Here is a 16,699-nt window from a genome sequence, read left to right as displayed (position 1 = left end):
TTGGCCTGATGAGCGGGCGTACGTTAGCGGTTGGAAATGCCCCACATGCTGAACAGGTACTTCCTGATCGCGAACAGGAACAGCAGCGCCGGGACGACCAGAATCAGACCACCGGCATACTTGATCTCGGCAGGTGACTCGGAAAGGCTCTGCACCAGGAAGGCGGTCAGGGTGCGGTTCTCGACGGTGAGAATCGCCGAGGCGAACACCTCGTTCCACGAGATCACGAAGGCGAACACGGCCGAGGCGGTGATGCCCGGCGCGGCCAGCGGCAGTACCACGCGGCGGAAGGCCTGCCAGCGGTTGCAGCCCATCAACCAGGCGGCTTCCTCGAGTTCCACCGGAATGCCCATGAACAGGCTGGAGGTGATCAGCACCGCAAACGGCAGTGCCAGGGTGGCGTGCACCATCGCCAGACCCAGGATGGAGTCATCGATGCCGACCTGGATGAAGATGACGGCCAGCGGCAGCGCCAGCAGCGGCATCGGGAAGGCCCGCGACAGGATGATGATCATGCGGTAGGCATTCATGCCCGGGAACACGAAGCGGGCCAGCGCATAGCCTGCCGGCGCGCCGAGCACGATGGCGATCACCATGGTGAAGACGGCGGCCAGCAGCGAGTTGCCCAGTGCGCTGATCACGCCCTGGTAGTGCCAGAAGAAGTCGAGGGTCTCGAAGCTCAGCGCCGGGGTCAGGGTCTTGGGCCAGCCGGTGATCTGCTCCGGCGTGCTGACGCTGTTGAGCATCAGCAGGGCGATGGGCACCAGCACCCACAGCACCAGGATCGAGACACCGGCCCGGAACAGCCATCTCCAGGCCATGTCATTGCGACGTGGCTTGTGGGCGGTCTGCGCCAGCTGGCTTGAGGAATCGGCTAAGGAGGCGCTTGCGCGTGACGAAAGCGATGACGGCATGACGGCCTCGGAAGAAGAGGATTTCATCAGCGGGCCTCCTTCGGCACATTGAGGAACTTGATGTAGAAGCCGGTGATGACCACCGAGATCAGCATGATCAACACTGCGTAGGCTGCAGCGGCACCTGTCTGCTGGTAGAGGAACTGCCAGTCGAAGGTCTCGCTCATCAGTACCGGCATGTCACTGCCGCCCAGCATCATCACTACCGCGAAGACCTCGAGTGCCAGCAGGGTGCGCAGAATCAGCGCCGACTGGATGCTGGGGCGCAACATCGGCAGGGTGATCTTCCACAGGCGCTGCCAGTAGCTGGCGCCGAACACCTGACCGGCCTCGTCATATTCCTTGGGGATCAGCCCCATGCCCGATACCAGGATCACCAGCACGATGGCGGTACCGCGCCAGATCTCGGCGACCACCACGGCCAGGAACAGCGCGAAGGCATTCTGATAGTTGAGCCAGGACGCCGGCGCATCGATTACGCTGACCGCGCTCAAAAAGCTGTTGAGGAAGCCGAACTGCTCGAGGATCGCCAGCCAGATGATGCCGGCGGCCAGATCGGAGATGCCCAGCGGGATGGTCCAGATGTAGAGGATGCTGTCGCGGCCCTTGTTCATCCTGGTGACCATCAGCGCCATGCCGATGGCCAGCACCAGCTGCAGCGGTACCACGACCCCGGTCAGCAGCAGGGTGTTCTTGAGTGACGGCCAGAAGTTGAAGTCCTGATAGATGCGCGTGAAGTTGGCCAGGCCCACGTTGCCATCACTGCTGGTGAAGGCCTCGGCGAAGATCTGGATGAACGGATAGAGAAAGAAGGCACCCATGAACAGCAGGCTGGGGGCGATCAGGTAATAAGGTAGCCAGCGATCGTGCTTCATCTTTGCTCACCTTTGGCGTTGTTGTGATAGCTTGTCGGAATGGTTTGGTGGCACTGGGTCGGCATGACAGGGGTTGGCGTACCGTCGTGGCGACCCGTCGGGGGGGCGTTGTTGCTGCTGTGTTGCGAGTGTTGCGAGTGCTGCGTTCTTGAGTGTTGCGTTCTGGCGCCAGCGGCTTACTTGACCGGGCAGGGGCCGTCGCTGGGGGGATCCGGGAGCCAGCAGCCTGCGCCTGATGTGTTGATCAGCGTCTGCAGGCGCGGGGCGAGGATATCCAGCGTCTCCTCGATGTCGGCGTCGCGCAGTACGATCTGCACGAAGGCATCGCGGTAGATCTTGTTGAACAGGCCCGACTGCTGGCCCAGGCCGCTGGGCAGCAGCGAGAGCACGGCGTCGTCGGCGGAGGACTGGGCCGCGACCGCCTTGCCGGACATGCGAATGCTGGCGGGCAGGTCATCGGGAAGCTCGGCTTCCACCACCGGGAAGAAGTTGGTGGCCCGTAGGGTGCGAATCTGGGCTTCCGGCGTCATCAGATAGCGGATCAGCCTGCGCGAGGCATCGGGATTCGTGGCATTGGCGGGTACCGCCAGGCCAGCGACCACCGGCATGTAGCCGCGTCCGCTTGGGCCGGCAGGGGCCGGGAAGGCCACGTACTGATCCGGCTGCTTGTTGAAGGCATCCTTGAGGCGCGCGGTGTGATCGAAGGCGACCCACACCTCGCCATTGAGCAGCGGTTCCTGCATGAAGCCGTAGGCGGTGGAGCGCGGATTGGTCACCGCCCAGATCTCGCGAAACTTCTGCCACATGGCCACGGCGTCATCGCTGCGGAACTCACGCACCACCGAGTGAGTGAAGGACGGGTAGAGATAGCCTTCCAGGAAGCGGTGGATCAGCCCCTTGCGACCGGCCGGGAAGCCCAGCTTGGGGCTGCCGGTGGCCTCCTGCATGTTGCGGCCCCAGGCCAGCAGCTCGTCATAGCTCAGCGCGTTCAGGTCAGCGCCTTCGGGCAGGTAGGGCAGCGCCTTGCGGTTGGCGGCCATGATGTAGGTCGCCTGCATCCACGGAATGTAGCGCTGCTGGTCGCCGCCCAGCTTGCCCAGCGTCATGTACTGCTTGCTGATGCCAGTGTCCGCAAGCGAGCCTTGCAGGTCATTCAGCGGCGTCAGAATACTGGGCGTCAGCGACCCCAGTTCGCCGTGCAGCCCGCCGAGCAGATCCAGCGCGCCATCGGGGCTGGTCTTCTCCGCCTCGAGACGCGACAGGAAGGTGCCTGTCTCCTGCGGCATGTAATTGATAGCCTCGGCGTAGGGTGCCAGCGCGATCTCGCGCATCTGCTGAGCCTCTTCCAGCGGTCTGGCCTGGGTGCTGAAGAAGGTGATGTCAGCGAGGGCGGACGTAGTGCCCAGCAGCGCCAGCAAAGCGAGGGCGGTTGGCATCTTGCGCATGGAGGTCTCCCCGATCGGGTATTGTTTTTCTGGCGTCACGCTGACCACGTTCTGGCGTTTGGCGGTCAGGCGTCTGGCGTCGTGAGGTCAGTCGATGGTCCTGTGTGCTCAGGCATGTGTGCTCAGGCAGTGGTATCGCGCAGCAGCAGGTCGTAATCGAAGCAGCGATGGCGTGGCGAGCCCTCCTGCGGTGCCAGCACCAGTTCGATCAGCGCCTGACTGACGATCTCGAACGAGATGTCCAGGGTGCTGAGGCTGGGCTGGCGGTACATCTGCGGCGGCAGGTTATCGGCGCCGATGATGGCGATGTCCTCGCCGGGTGTATGACCGCAAGCGCTGACCGCTTCCATCACGCCGTAGGCGAAGATGTCGCTGGCACACACGAAGGCGGTGGGGGCGTTGGCCCCGGACAGCGCTTCATGGGCGACCTGATAGGCGCTGGCATAGCCGTGCGGGCAATGGCGCGAGCTGGGCGCGAGGCCGGCGTCGTGCATCGCCTGCAGATAGCCGGTCTCACGTTCGACGGCGGTATAGAGGTCGCTGAAGAAGTTGAGGAACAGGATATTGCGATGGCCCAGGCCAATCAGATGGCGGGTGGCGCGCATGAAGCCGTCGGCGGCATTGATGTCGACCCAGTCGTGTTCGCTGGCGCGGCCGGTACGACCGTGAGTGACGAAGGGGATGCCGCTGTCGAGCAGGAAGTCGACGCGCGGGTCCTGAATGCGGGTACGGGCTACCACGAAGGAATCGACCTTGCCGCCATCGATGAAGCGCTTGTAGGTATCCAGCTCGTCGCGGTCCTCGGGTACCGTGGTAACGATGAGGTCGTGTTCCGGTGCGGCGTCGTGCAGCGCCTGACCCAGTGATACCAGCAGGCGGGTGTTGAATTGATCACGAAAGTCGCCCTGGGCGCCGTTCATGATGTAGCCCACCGAAGAGGTGCGGCCTGTCTTCAGGCGGCGTGCGCTCTGATTGGGCTTGTAGCCCACTTCACTGGCATAGGCCTGCACCCGCTCACGGGTCGTGGCGCTGACATCCTCGAATCCGCCCAATGCCCGTGAGACCGTCGTGACCGACAGGCCCAGCTGGCTGGCGAGATGCTTGAGTGTGATGTTCGGCGGCATGGCACTTTTCCCTTGGCGGTAACGGTAAGCAGAAATCGTTACCCGAAACGTTTCGGAAGCGATCTTTTCACTGTTTCAATTGGCTTGGCAAGAATGACGAGACCAAAGAATATATCCGTAATAATCCCGATATCTGGCGCTGAAAATCGCCGATGAGGCTGGCGATTGAGCCGGCGACGATACCACGCTATTTGCACGTAGCGATCTGGCGCGCGTCAGCGCAGGAGAAGGGCAGCAATCCATATGGAGTGCTGGCATTGGTGTCGCTCCCACATGTCGTGAGGCGACGCTCGGCGGGGGCTCCTGACGGGCATGACTGCCAGAGCCACAAACGCCGACACCCCGCACAGGGCGGGGTGTCGGCGTCTGGAGAGCGTTATTCGAGTCAGGTTTCAAAGCCCGATCGTCAAGAGCCTCAGTTGCCCTGTGAAGCGAGTGCCGCGGCCTGTTCCAGCTCCTTCTCCTTGCGCGAAGGGCGGATCAGACGGCCCTGGAGTTCCTCAAGGGAGACACCCTTGGTCTCGGGCATGAAGAACAGCACGAAGACCAACTGCAGCAGCATCATCAGGGCGAAGAAGGCGAACACCGGTCCGCCACTGAAGTGGCTGAGAATGGTCGGCATCAGCAGCGCGATCAATGCCGCGAAGACCCAGTGCACGGAGCTGCCGAAGGACTGGCCCATGGCGCGTACCTTGTTGGGGAAGATCTCAGAGATGAACACCCAGATCACCGTACCCTGGCTCATGGCATGCGCCGCAATGAAGACAGCCATCAAAATCGGGACCCCATAACCGCCCAAGGCACTGAAGTCCTTGAGGTAGAAGGCCCAGGAAATCAGGCACAGCGACAGCAGATAACCGGCAGAGCCGATCAGGATCAATGTGCGTCGACCCAGCTTGTCGATCAAGGACATGCCCAGCATCGTGAAGGCGAGATTGATGACCCCGATGCCTGCCGTAGAGAGCAGGGCAGCACTGGATTCAAGCTGCGCCTCGGCCAGAATGCGCGGCGCATAGTAGATGATGAAGTTGATGCCGGACAGCTGATTGAAGGCCGCGATCAGGAAGGCGAACAGCACCGGCAGACGATAGCGCCAGGCGAACAGGCGAGTATGTTGCTTGACGCTCTCTTTGCTTTCCGTACCACGGATAATGGCAATTTCTTCCGCGATATCGGCCTTGGGGTTGATCTGTTTGATCACCTCCGCCGCTGCCGCTTCATCGTTGCGCTTGAGGATCAGCCAGCGCGGGCTGCGCGGCACCTTGCAGATCATCAGCAGATAGAGCGCGGCTGGCACGGCTTCCACGCCCAGCATCCAGCGCCAGTTCTCACCGTCGGTGAAGCCGATGAAGTAATTGGAGACGAAGGCGATCAGAATCCCGAAGACGATATTGAACTGATAGAGCCCGACCAGCGCACCACGCCGCTCGCGCGGTGCGATTTCCGAGATGTAGATGGGCGCCGCGACGGACGAGGCCCCCACGCCCAGCCCGCCCAGCAGACGGAAGAACGAGAACACATAAGGGTCAGTGGCCAGCGCCGACCCCAGCGCAGAGACGAGATAGAGTATACCGATGCCGATCAGCGTGGCACGGCGCCCGAAGCGATCGGTCGGCCAGTTGCCGAAGATGGCGCCGATCACCGTGCCCCACAGGGCCATCGACATGATGATGAGGCCGTGGTTGAGATCGCTGAGACCCCATTGGCTCTGCAGTGAGGTATCCGCCCCCGAGATGACGGCGGTATCGAAACCGAACAGGAAGCCGGCGAGGGCAACCGTGATCGACCATTGAAGAATGCGTGGCATGGCGTAGCTCATCCAATGAGGCGTGAAGGAAAGACAGCGATTCGCGGAGGTTAATCGTTAAAGAGTGCAAGGGTGAATCGTGTCACCTGGCGATATCAGCCTATCTGCCCTGCGGCGTGCCATCCGCTATACCTTTGGGGGAGAGCCGCCCCGGCAGCCGCACTTGCTCGGCCTCGACTCAGAAATTATCTCGCTAGAACAGCAGGTTATTGAAATCGCCTTATTGTTATTCTTTATGGTTTTAACGTTATTCTTTTTTGCGTTGTTGACGATGCAGGCGTAGGCTTGAGGCATCAATCCTTGAGCGAAGCAGGAGGTCGAAAGATGGCAACCTCAACACAGCGCCCCCAGGTCGAGAGCTTCTTCGACGAAGACAGCAATACCTTCACGCACCTGGTGCGTGACCCGCAGTCCCGTCAGTGCGCGATCATCGATCCCGTGCTCGACTTCGATTATCCCGCAGGCCACACCAGCACCCGCTCAGCGGATGCCTTGCTTGCGCATATCGACGCCGAGTCCCTCGAGGTGGCGTGGATTCTCGAGACCCACGTTCACGCCGACCACCTGTCGGCGGCCGCCTACCTGAAAGACAAGCTGGATTGTCAGCTGGCGATCGGGGCGCGCATACGCGAAGTGCAGGACATCTTTGCCGATATCTTCGCCGCCGAGGCGGGTTTCGCGCGTGATGGTCGCCAGTTCGATCGCCTGCTGGAAGAGGGCGACAGCCTGGCCATCGGCGGGCTTGAATGCCGCGTGCTGCATACGCCGGGTCATACGCCGGCCTGCGTCAGCTACGTGATCGGCGACGCCGTCTTCGTCGGCGATACCCTGTTCATGCCCGATTACGGCACCGCGCGCTGCGATTTCCCCGGCGGCGATGCGCGCGCGCTGTATCGCTCGATCCACAAGGTGCTCTCGCTACCTGACAGCACGCGCATCTTCCTTTGTCATGATTATTCGGCCGAAGGACGCGAAGGCTTCTGCTGCCAGACGTCGGTGGGTGAGCAGCGTGAGCACAATATCCATGTGCATGACGGCATCGATGAGCAGGCCTTCGTCGATATGCGTTCAAAGCGTGACGCCGGGCTTGGCATGCCGCGCCTGATGCTGCCGGCGGTGCAGGTGAACATGCGCGCCGGCCAGATGCCGCCGGCGGAAGACAACGGGCGCGCCTATCTCAAGATTCCGCTCAATCTGCCTTTTGATCAGCTGTGATGGCCGCCATGCCGGCTTTGCTGAAGTGCTTTGCCTATGTAGCTTGCTTACGTAATTCTGTGACTCAAATGGACGAATTTCCGCGATGGGAGCCTTATCGATGAGCCAGAGCACGCCACAAACCCCGCCAGTTTCGGGTTCTGCAACGACGCCTTGTGACAATCAGGGCGCTGATTCGGCCACGCAGGCGACTCGCACCGCCAATCACCGTCTGGCACCCAACGCCCACAAGGTGGTGATCATCGGTGGTGGGGCCGGCGGTATCGCGGTGGCGGCCAGTCTGCTCAAGCGCCAGCCGGGCATGGACATCGCCATCGTCGAACCCGCCGAGCAGCACAGCTATCAGCCGGGCTGGACGATGGTTGGTGGCGGCATCTTCACGCCGGAATTCACGCGCAAGCCGATGCACTCGGTGATGCCCAAGGGCGTGCACTGGTATCGCGATACCGCCACCGGCATCGATGCCGAGGCGCACGAAGTCACGCTTGGCAATTGCCATCGCCTGCGCTACGAGCGCCTGGTGATCGCCATCGGGCTGGAACTGGATTGGAGCGCCATCGAGGGGCTGGAAGAGACGCTGGGGATGAATGGCGTCACCTCCAACTATCGCTATGATCTCGCGCCCTATACCTGGCAGCTGGTGCAGTCTCTCAAGGGCGGCAAGGCGCTCTTCACCCAGCCGCCGATGCCCATCAAGTGCGCCGGTGCGCCGCAGAAGGCGATGTATCTGGCCTGCGATCACTGGCAGCGCGAGAACGTGCTGTCGCAGCTCGAGGTCAGCTTCCACAACGCCGGCGGCGTGATGTTCGGCGTGCCGGCCTACGTGCCAGCGCTGGAAGAGGCGGTCGCGGGCTATGGTATCGATGTCAGGTTCCATCAGCGCCTGGTCGGAGTGGATGGCGAGACGCAGACGGCACGCTTCGAGGTGCCGGCAGCCGAGGAGGGCGGCGAGCCGCAGATCGTCGAGCAGTCCTTCGACATGCTGCATGTGGTGCCGCCGCAGAAGGCACCGGCGTTGATCGCACAGTCCGGGCTGGCGAACGGCGCTGGCTGGCTGGATCTCGACCCCGAGACCCTGCAGCACATGAGCCATCCAGACATCTTCGGGCTGGGCGATGTCAGCGGCACCTCGAATGCCAAGACTGCCGCAGCGGTGCGCAAGCAGTCCCCTGTGGTGGTGGAGAATCTGCTCGCCACACTGACCGGTGGCGCGCTCACGGCGGGCTATCGGGGTTATGGCTCCTGCCCGCTGACGGTGGAGAACGGCCGCATCGTGCTGGCGGAATTCGGCTACGGCGGCGAACTGCAGCCGACCTTCCCCAAGTGGGTCAATGACGGCACGCGTCCGACTCGCCTGGCCTGGCAGCTCAAGGCGCGGGGGCTGCCGTTCATCTACTGGAACCTGATGCTCAAGGGCCATGAATGGCTGGCGCGTCCGGCGTCACGCGATGTCTGAGCCGGTTCGAGAGGCAAAGGGGACGCCGCTTGCCCGCTGGCTGCCGCTGGCGGGTTGGCTTGCCCATTATGACCGCCACAGTCTCGGGCGCGATCTGCTGGCGGCGGTGATCGTCAGCGTCATGCTGGTGCCTCAGGCGCTGGCCTATGCGCTACTGGCGGGGCTGCCGGCGCAGGTCGGTCTTTATGCCAGCATGTTGCCGCTGGTGCTGTATGCGCTGTTCGGCACCAGCAGCACCCTGGCGGTGGGGCCTGTGGCGATCATCTCGCTGATGACGGCCTCGGCGATCGCGGGCATGAGCGGCGCCGATGGCGCAGCGCTCTCCACGCCCGAGATGCTGTCCGCCGCGCTGCTGCTGGCCTTTCTCTCCGGTGCGATGTTGATCGCCATGGGGCTGTTGCGCCTGGGAGTGCTGGTGAATTTCATCAGCCACCCGGTGATCTCGGGCTTCATGACCGCCTCGGGCATTCTGATCATCGCCAGTCAGCTCGGGCCCCTCACCGGCCTGAGCCTCAGCGGCGGCAATCTGATCGCCATGGGCGAATCGCTGTCGGCAGGCGGGCAGGGGCTGCACTGGCCGACACTCGTCATCGGGGTGGGCTGCCTGGCGGGGTTGATTCTGGCACGCCGATATCTCAAGCAGGGCCTGATGGCCCTCGGGATGCGCGCGAGCGCGGCGGGCATGCTGTGCAAGACCACACCGATTCTCGCTGTCATCCTAACCAGCCTGCTGACGTGGGGGCTGCAATTTGGAGAACAGGGCATGGCGCTGGTCGGCAGCGTGCCCGGCGGCTTGCCCACCCTGAGCCTGCCGTCCTTCGTCAGCAATGACTGGTCGGGCCTTCTGCTCTCGGCACTCTTGATCAGCGTGGTCGGCTTCGTCGAATCGCTGGCGCTGGCCCAGACCCTCGCCGCGCGTCGCCGTCAGCGCATCGACCCCGACAAGGAACTGATCGCGCTGGGCGTCTCCAACATGGGGGCAGGCATCAGCGGCGGCATGCCGATCTCGGGCGGGCTGTCGCGCTCGGTGGTCAACTTCGATGCCGGGGCGGCCACGCCCTTGGCGGGGGCCTTCACCGCCATCGGCATTCTGCTCGCCAGCCTGTGGCTGACCGACTGGCTGGCGTGGCTGCCGCGCGCGACGCTGGCGGCGATCATCATCGTCGCCACTACCAGCCTGATCGATCTCGCGGCGATCAAACGCACCTTCCGCTACTCGAAGGGTGACGGTGCGGCGCTGTTGGTCACGCTGATCATCACCCTCGCGCATGGGGTGGAGAGCGGCATCATCGTCGGTATCGTCGTGTCGCTGGGGCTCTATCTCAAGCGCACCAGCCAGCCGCACAGTGCGCTGGTCGGGCGCGTGCCGGGCAGCGAGCACTTTCGCAATGTCGAGCGCCATGAGGTGGAGACCGATCCTGAACTTGCGATTCTGCGGATCGACGAGAGCCTGTATTTCGCCAATGCGCGCTATCTGGAAGACACGGTGCTGGCGCTGATGGCCGAACGCCCCTCGCTCAAGCACCTGGTGCTGGCCTGTCAGGCGGTCAACCTGATCGATGCCTCGGCGCTGGAAAGCCTGGAAGTCATCAATGAGCGCTTGAGCGCCGCTGGCGTGCAACTGCATCTGAGTGAAGTGAAGGGCCCGGTGATGGACCGCCTCAAGTGCTCGGAGCTGCCGGCCAATCTGGGTGGCGACATCTATCTCAGCACCTTCGATGCCTGGCAGGCGCTGAGCATTCACGGCAGCCATTGCGACCAGTCCTGCGCGCGCGACGGTATCAGCCAGACGACGGCGGTTGGCTGACAGGAGAAGACCCTGGTTTCAACGGAGAGCCGTGAAGAAGAGGAGCTCTGAGCAAGAGCCTTGAAGCAAGAGCCTTGAAGAAAAACGCCCCGTCTCGGTGATTGCCGAGGCGGGGCGTCTTGTCATCTGAACACAAGGCACTCAGCCAATACGTTCAGTCAAGCACTGGTCCGATGATGTGCTTGACCTCCAGGTAGCCCGCCATGCCCCAGGGCCCCAGCTCACGGCCGATGCCGCTGCGCTTGAAGCCACCCCAGCTGGCCTGTACCAGCGGCAACTGCTCGCTGTTGTACCACACCACCCCGGCGCGCAGACGACGGCCGAGCTGCTGGGCGCGTCTGGCATCACCGCTGACCACCGTGGCCACCAGGCCGAAATCACAGTCATTGGCGAGGCGAATCGCCTCGGCCTCATCGACGACGCGGCGCGAGCACAGCACCGGCCCGAAGATCTCCTCGCGCCACAGACGGCTAGTCACCGGCACATCGATGAAAAGCGTCGGCGCCACGAAGTAGCCCTTGTTCGGCAGGCTGCGGTGGGTGCCATCGCGCAGCGCCGTCAGGCCTTCCTCGCGCGCCACGTTCAGATAGCTCAGCACGGTATCGCGCTGGCGGGCGCTGGTCATCGGGCCCATCTGGGTCGCGGCGTCCAGCGGGTCACCCAGCACCAGCGCATCGATGCGGCTGGCCAGTGCGGCGTGCAGCTCATCGGCGATGGACTCATGCACCAGCAGGCGCGAGGTGGCGGAGCAGATCTGGCCGGCGTTGAAGTAGATACCCGCCATCACCCAGTCGGCGGCTTCCTCGATGTCGGCATCGTCGAGCACGATGATCGGCGACTTGCCGCCAAGCTCAAGGGAGACGCCGCGCGTGCCGCAGGCCGCGGCCTGCATGACCTTCTCACCGACCACATTGCTGCCGGTGAAGGAAATCTTGTCGATGCGCGGATGACGGGTCAGCGGCGCGCCGATGCCCTCGCCATCGCCGTGCAGCAGGTTGAACACGCCCGCCGGCAGTCCGGCTTCCAGCGCGATCTCGGCCATCACCTGTTCCGGCAGTGGTGTCACTTCAGATGGCTTGATCACCAGGGTGCAACCCGCGGCCAGCGCCGGCGCGACCTTCCAGGCGCTGGTGACCAGCGGGAAGTTCCACGGCGTGATCAGTCCCACCACGCCTGCCGGCTCGTGATAGGTGTGCGCGGCATAGCCCTCGACATCATGCGCGACCTCCGCGCCCTGACGCGCATCCAGCGCGCGTGCCTGGGCGGCGTAGTAGCGGTAGCAGCCGATGGCGTCATCAAGATCGATCTCGGCCTCGGCGCGGATCTTGCCGTTGTTGCGACACGACATCTCCACCAGCGCTTCCCGACGTGAGGTCAGCCCCTCGGCGAAGGCCTCCAGATAGACCGCACGCTCGGCGCCGCTCAGTGCCTGCCAGCCCTCGAAGGCTTCGGCGGCAGCCGCGACCGCAACCTCCACATCGCGTGCATCGCCGGCCGTCACCTCGGCAATGACGGTTTCCTCGAAGGGGTTGGTGACCGCCAGACGACGCTCGCCGTGGGACTTGACCCACGCATTGTTGATGAACTGATGATCGAGCTTGTGCATGGACATTCCTGACATGTGAGTGTCTTGCCGCCTGCCACCTCAGGGTCACAGGCGGGCATTGTTCGTGAAAATGATGCGCTGCGCCTAGCCGGACTCAGCCGGCGATTGAGCGCTGCCATCCCGCCGCATCGATTTCCACCAGCAGCGGGGCGCTTGCGTCGCGCTCGCTGATCGCTGTCGCCAGCTCACGGGGGGAGTCGATCGCGACGGCGGCGCAGCCAAAGCCCTGGGCGAGCAGCTGGAAGTCGGGGGACTTGATGTCGACTCCCAGGCGCGTGACGCCGGCGTTGTCCATGAAGCGGCGAATCTCTTCATAGCCCTGGTTGTGCCACAGCACGATCACCACCGGCAGCTGTTCTTCCACCGCGCAGGCGAGTTCGGACAGCGTGAACATGATGCCGCCATCGCCGACCAGCGCGATCACCGGCAGGTCCGGGCGGCCCAGGGTGGCGCCCATCGCGGCAGGCAGGCCGTAGCCGAGCGTGCCGTAGCCAGTGGAGGCATTGAAGTAGCGGCGCGGCGCCGGCTGGCTGAGCAGGTGATTGGCAGCGTAGACCGTCGCACAGGAATCGCCGACCCAGATCGCCTCCGGCAGCGCTTGCTGCAGGGTATTGAACAGCGGCACGTAGGGCGCGAAGGCCGGGTCAGTCGGTATCGCGAGGGCGTCAAGCGTGGCGGCGGTAATCTGCGCGCCGCGTGTCTTGCCTTTCGGGTTGCTCTCGAGGCCGGTCAGCCGGTCGGCGAGGGTCTCCAGCGCCAAGCCGGCGTCGGCGACGATGGCGAGTGTCGCCTGCTGGTTGCGCGCCAGTTGTTCGGGGTCGATATCGATGCGGATCAGCTGGCCACCGATGACGAAGCCATCATCGAACACCACGTCGTAGTCGGTCTCGCCAAGTTCGGTGCCGATCGCCAGCACCACATCGGCGTCGCACGCCAGTTTGCGTACCGCAGGCAGCGCGGCATTGGCGCCGAGATCCAGTGGGTGAGCGCTGCCCAGCAGGCCCTTGGCATTGATGGTGGTGACGGTGGGGGCATCGAGTGCCTCCACCAACTGGCGGGCCGCTGCGGGTGCGGCGACACAGCCACCGCCCAGCAGCACCAGCGGGCGCTCGGCGCCCTGCAGCAGGCTCACGGCTTCCTCGAGCAGGGCCGGGTCCGGCGCCAGACGGCCGATGCGCGGGCGCGTGACGTCATGGGTGGTGCGACCGGCAGGCAGTGCCACCTCGGCATTGAACAGATCGATGGGAATCTCGATATGCACCGGTCCCGGGCGGGCGCCCTCGAACAGCGCGAAGGCGCGGGCCAGCACTTCCGGCAGTGCGGACGTGTCGAGCAGCGTGTGGCTGAAGCGCGCTACGCCCGACACCAGCTGCTGCTGGCTGGGCAGCTCATGCAGACGCCCCTGGCCACGGCCGAGGGTGTCGGTGCGATTGACGCTGGAGATCACCAGCATCGGAATGGAGTCGGCCAGCGCCTGCCCCATCGCGGTGGTGATGTTGGTCATCCCCGGGCCGGTGATGATGAAGCACACCCCGGGCTTGCCGGTACTGCGGGCATAGCCATCGGCCATGAAGCCAGCGCCTTGTTCATGGCGCGGGGTGACGTGGCGAATGCTGCTCGCGGCGGGATCGGCATCCGGTTCCAGGCCACGGTAGAGCTCGACGGTATGTACGCCGGGAATACCGAAGACGGTGTCGACGCCGTAGGTGTCACGCAGCAATCGGATCAGGAGTTCAGCACAGGTCATGGCAGTCTATCCGGCAGACGGGAGCGCCGTGGCGCTCCCTGAAGTCATGAGGAAAAGGAGTCGGTCGCGAAGCGGTGTCAGTCGAGTGCGAGTCGTCGCTCAACTAGCAGTTCAATCGATGGCTCAGAACACGAACAGATGGGCGATACCAGCGATGATCGGCAGGGTGATCAGTGTACGCAGCACGAAGATGGCCACCAGTTCCCACAGCTTGAGCGGAATCTTCGACTTGAGCAGCAGGGCACCGATCTCGGACATGTAGATCAACTGGGTCAGTGACAGGCAGGCGATCACGAAGCGGGTCAGTTCGCTGTCGATGTCCTTGGCCAGTACCGCCGGCAGGAACATGTCGGCAAATCCGACCAGCGTCGCCGGGGCTGCCTCTGCTGCGTGGGGAATCTGCAGCAGTTCCAGCAGCGGAATCATCGGGTAGGACAGCCAGGTGAACACCGGCGTGAACTCGGCCAGCATCAGCGCCACGGTACCGATGGCGATCACCACCGGCAGCAGACCGAGGAAGATGTCCGCCACGTTGAAGCAGGCCGATTTCACCAGCTTGAGCGGGCCCGGCGCATGCTCGGCGCGCGCGACGGCCATGCCGAGTGAGTAGCGCAGCACGCCACAGCCGCTCTGATTCTCTTCACTGATCTGGCAGCCGACCGGCTCGTGGTAGTCATCGCGCTTGCGTGACAGCGGCGGCAGACGCGGCACGATGACGGCGGCGATCAGGCCCGCGATGACCACGGTCAGGTAGAAGGGCACGAACAGGTGGTTGATGTTCATGAAGCTGGTGACCAGCAATGCGAAGGCGATCGAGACCACCGAGAAGTTGGTGGCGATCACCGCCGCTTCACGCTTGCTGTAGAAGCCCTGCTCGTACTGCTGGGTGGTGATCAGCACGCCGACGGTGCCGGAGCCCATCCATGAGGCGGTGGCATCGATGGCGCTGCGCCCGGGCAGATTGAAGATGGCACGGAACGGACGGCGTACCAGGCTGCCGATGAATTCCATGAAGCCGAAGTCGACCAGCAGCGGCAGCAGAATGGCCGCGAAGAAGAAGAAGGTCAGCAGTACCGGCGCGAGATCATTGAGCATCACGCCGCCGGTGAAGGCCGCCGTCACTTGAGTGGGGCCCCACTGGAAGTAGGTCATCAGCGCGAAGATGGCGCCGAGGGCACGCATGCCAAACCATACCGGCGAGACATCGAACAGCTCGTGTGCCGCGCCCTGACGTGCCCAGGCCGGTTTGGCGAGCTTGACGAAGCCGGTCAGCAGTACGGAAAGGCACAGCACCGCGACGGCGATGGCGGGTAGTGCGCCGCCCAGCGTCGCCTTGAGCCAATCGGCCATCAGGCCCATGCCGATATTGATGGTGTCACCCGTGCTGAAGGGCACCAGGAAGAAGCTGACGCCGAGCAATGACGGCAGCAGGAATTTCATGACTCCATGAGTCGTGAGCGGAACGGGACGGGTGGCGATGAGCTCTTTCTGAGCCTTCTCACCCTTGTGCACCTTGTCTGAAGGTGAATCGGCGCTTGGGCTGGAGCGGGACGGCGTGTGATCCGCCGTCGGGTCGATGCTGGTTGTCATTCGGGTCACCTAGATCTTGTTGTAATGGTCAGGCTCTAGCCGTGCATCGTGTGATGCATCATGCCGTATCGTGTCGGGTGATTCTGTGTGCGCCGAGGGCGGGACGGGCCCCCGGCGCGGGTGCAGCAGGACAGCAGGTCATTCGTGGGTCGTTCGTGGATCAGTCGCGCTGTTGCACGCCCGGCAGTACACAGAGCATCTCGTAGAGCAGGGTCGCGCCCATCAGCGCGGTGTTGCCGCTGGTGTCGTAGGGCGGGGAGACTTCCATCAGGTCACCGCCGACGATGTTGAGGCCACGCGCGCCGCGTACGATTTCCATGCCCTGGGGCATGGTCAGGCCGCCGGCTTCCACGGTGCCGGTACCGGGGGCGACGGAGGGGTCCAGTCCGTCGATGTCGAAGGTGATGTACACCGGGCGATCGCCCATCATGTCGCGCACTTCGGCCATCAACGGCGCGAGTGACTTGAACCAGCACATCTCGGCGGTCTCGACACGGAAGCCCTGCTGACGGCACCAGTCGAAGTCATCGGCGGAGTAGCCGGTGCCACGCAGGCCGATCTGCACCACGCGCTGGCTGTCGAGCAGGCCTTCTTCCTGGGCGCGACGAATCGGCGTGCCGTGGGCGATGGGCTCGCCGAACATGTGGTCGTTGACGTCGGCGTGGGCATCGATGTGGATCAGGCCGACCGGGCCATGCTTCTTGGCGATGGCGCGCAGCACCGGCAGGGTGACGGTGTGATCGCCGCCCAGTGTCAGCGGCACGCAGTCGTGACTGAGCACTTCATCGTAGAACTGCTCGATGATGTCCATGCTCTTGGGCAGGTGGAAGGTGTTGATCGGCACATCGCCGATGTCCGCCACCTGCAGGCTGTCGAAGGGCGCGGCGCGGGTGGCCATGTTGTAGGGGCGCAGCATGCGCGATTCATCACGGATCTGACGCGGGCCGAGACGCGCGCCCGGACGGTTGGAGGTACCGATGTCCAGCGGAATGCCGATGAAGGCGGCATCCAGGCCTTCCGCGGTTTCCTGAGCCGGCAGGCGCATCATGGTGGCCGGGCCGCCGAAACGTGGCATGTCGTTGCCGCCCAGCGGCTGATTGAACTCGCTCATCT

At 63.8% G+C, this 16,699-nt stretch carries 12 protein-coding genes and 1 pseudogene; 4 read left to right on the top strand and 9 right to left on the bottom strand.

What is annotated here, in order from left to right; all coding sequences use genetic code 11:
* Positions 1-23 precede the first annotated feature (23 nt).
* The 5 genes and pseudogenes from LCW13_RS09600 to LCW13_RS09580 form a co-directional block, all read right to left on the bottom strand.
* Entirely contained in the window at positions 24-941 is a 918-nt protein-coding gene (locus LCW13_RS09600; protein ID WP_197738653.1) for a carbohydrate ABC transporter permease, read from the bottom strand.
* Positions 941-1,789 (bottom strand): carbohydrate ABC transporter permease, encoded by an 849-nt coding sequence (locus tag LCW13_RS09595; RefSeq protein WP_192838913.1) that lies wholly within the window; start codon positions 1,787-1,789, stop codon positions 941-943. Before LCW13_RS09595 ends, LCW13_RS09600 begins: the two co-directional genes overlap by 1 nt.
* Before the next feature lie 176 nt (positions 1,790-1,965).
* Complete coding sequence (locus tag LCW13_RS09590; RefSeq protein WP_225346713.1) at positions 1,966-3,234, bottom strand: ABC transporter substrate-binding protein; 1,269 nt, start codon at positions 3,232-3,234, stop codon at positions 1,966-1,968.
* Between the two features lie 122 nt (positions 3,235-3,356).
* Positions 3,357-4,358, bottom strand: coding sequence for a substrate-binding domain-containing protein (locus LCW13_RS09585; protein WP_153635898.1), 1,002 nt, complete (start codon positions 4,356-4,358; stop codon positions 3,357-3,359).
* 415 nt (positions 4,359-4,773) lie between these two features.
* Positions 4,774-6,183: pseudogene (locus tag LCW13_RS09580) on the bottom strand (sugar porter family MFS transporter); the annotation flags it as partial.
* Between the two features lie 61 nt (positions 6,184-6,244).
* Here LCW13_RS09580 and LCW13_RS09575 point away from each other — a divergent pair.
* The 4 genes from LCW13_RS09575 to LCW13_RS09560 all read left to right on the top strand — a co-directional run bounded on the left by LCW13_RS09575 (position 6,245) and on the right by LCW13_RS09560 (position 10,643).
* The gene (locus tag LCW13_RS09575; protein ID WP_153635896.1) at positions 6,245-6,448 is read left to right on the top strand and encodes a hypothetical protein; all 204 of its coding nucleotides are present in this window, start codon (positions 6,245-6,247) and stop codon (positions 6,446-6,448) included.
* Positions 6,449-6,489: 41 nt separating this feature from the next.
* Entirely contained in the window at positions 6,490-7,380 is an 891-nt protein-coding gene (locus LCW13_RS09570; RefSeq protein WP_153635895.1) for an MBL fold metallo-hydrolase, read from the top strand.
* 100 nt (positions 7,381-7,480) lie between these two features.
* Positions 7,481-8,836 carry an NAD(P)/FAD-dependent oxidoreductase gene (locus LCW13_RS09565; RefSeq protein WP_153635894.1) on the top strand — a complete coding sequence of 452 codons (1,356 nt, stop codon included), beginning with the start codon at positions 7,481-7,483 and terminating at the stop codon, positions 8,834-8,836.
* Positions 8,829-10,643: a SulP family inorganic anion transporter gene (locus tag LCW13_RS09560; RefSeq protein WP_153635893.1), complete on the top strand. Its 1,815-nt coding sequence runs from the start codon at positions 8,829-8,831 to the stop codon at positions 10,641-10,643. The genes LCW13_RS09565 and LCW13_RS09560 overlap by 8 nt, the downstream gene beginning before the upstream one ends.
* A 154-nt stretch (positions 10,644-10,797) precedes the next feature.
* Here LCW13_RS09560 and LCW13_RS09555 read toward each other — a convergent pair whose 3' ends face one another.
* From LCW13_RS09555 to speB, 4 genes are all read right to left on the bottom strand, one after another.
* A complete protein-coding gene (locus LCW13_RS09555) occupies positions 10,798-12,249 on the bottom strand; it encodes an aldehyde dehydrogenase family protein (RefSeq protein WP_225346712.1) in 1,452 nt (483 codons plus the stop codon).
* Between the two features lie 94 nt (positions 12,250-12,343).
* Entirely contained in the window at positions 12,344-13,996 is a 1,653-nt protein-coding gene (locus tag LCW13_RS09550) for a 5-guanidino-2-oxopentanoate decarboxylase (RefSeq protein WP_225346711.1), read from the bottom strand.
* A gap of 123 nt (positions 13,997-14,119) precedes the next feature.
* Positions 14,120-15,436, bottom strand: coding sequence for a YjiH family protein (locus tag LCW13_RS09545; protein WP_153635891.1), 1,317 nt, complete (start codon positions 15,434-15,436; stop codon positions 14,120-14,122).
* 310 nt (positions 15,437-15,746) lie between these two features.
* Positions 15,747-16,697, bottom strand: coding sequence for an agmatinase (gene speB / locus LCW13_RS09540; RefSeq protein WP_153635890.1), 951 nt, complete (start codon positions 16,695-16,697; stop codon positions 15,747-15,749).
* Positions 16,698-16,699: the final 2 nt, after the last annotated feature.

This window comes from Cobetia amphilecti, from assembly GCF_020217465.1.
Lineage (GTDB): Bacteria > Pseudomonadota > Gammaproteobacteria > Pseudomonadales > Halomonadaceae > Cobetia > Cobetia amphilecti.
The sequence above is the reverse complement of the archived record's forward strand: the minus strand, read 5'-3'. Positions and strand labels throughout refer to the sequence as shown.

What these genes read in the sequence shown, in the direction of transcription:
- LCW13_RS09600 (WP_197738653.1), bottom strand. Translation starts at nt 941, where the DNA reads ATGAAATCCTCTTCTTCCGAGGCCGTCATGCCGTCATCGCTTTCGTCA.
- LCW13_RS09595 (WP_192838913.1), bottom strand. Translation starts at nt 1,789, where the DNA reads ATGAAGCACGATCGCTGGCTACCTTATTACCTGATCGCCCCCAGCCTG.
- LCW13_RS09590 (WP_225346713.1), bottom strand. Translation starts at nt 3,234, where the DNA reads ATGCGCAAGATGCCAACCGCCCTCGCTTTGCTGGCGCTGCTGGGCACT.
- LCW13_RS09585 (WP_153635898.1), bottom strand. Translation starts at nt 4,358, where the DNA reads ATGCCGCCGAACATCACACTCAAGCATCTCGCCAGCCAGCTGGGCCTG.
- LCW13_RS09570 (WP_153635895.1), top strand. Translation starts at nt 6,490, where the DNA reads ATGGCAACCTCAACACAGCGCCCCCAGGTCGAGAGCTTCTTCGACGAA.
- LCW13_RS09565 (WP_153635894.1), top strand. Translation starts at nt 7,481, where the DNA reads ATGAGCCAGAGCACGCCACAAACCCCGCCAGTTTCGGGTTCTGCAACG.
- LCW13_RS09560 (WP_153635893.1), top strand. Translation starts at nt 8,829, where the DNA reads ATGTCTGAGCCGGTTCGAGAGGCAAAGGGGACGCCGCTTGCCCGCTGG.
- LCW13_RS09555 (WP_225346712.1), bottom strand. Translation starts at nt 12,249, where the DNA reads ATGCACAAGCTCGATCATCAGTTCATCAACAATGCGTGGGTCAAGTCC.
- LCW13_RS09550 (WP_225346711.1), bottom strand. Translation starts at nt 13,996, where the DNA reads ATGACCTGTGCTGAACTCCTGATCCGATTGCTGCGTGACACCTACGGC.
- LCW13_RS09545 (WP_153635891.1), bottom strand. Translation starts at nt 15,436, where the DNA reads ATGAAATTCCTGCTGCCGTCATTGCTCGGCGTCAGCTTCTTCCTGGTG.
- speB (WP_153635890.1), bottom strand. Translation starts at nt 16,697, where the DNA reads ATGAGCGAGTTCAATCAGCCGCTGGGCGGCAACGACATGCCACGTTTC.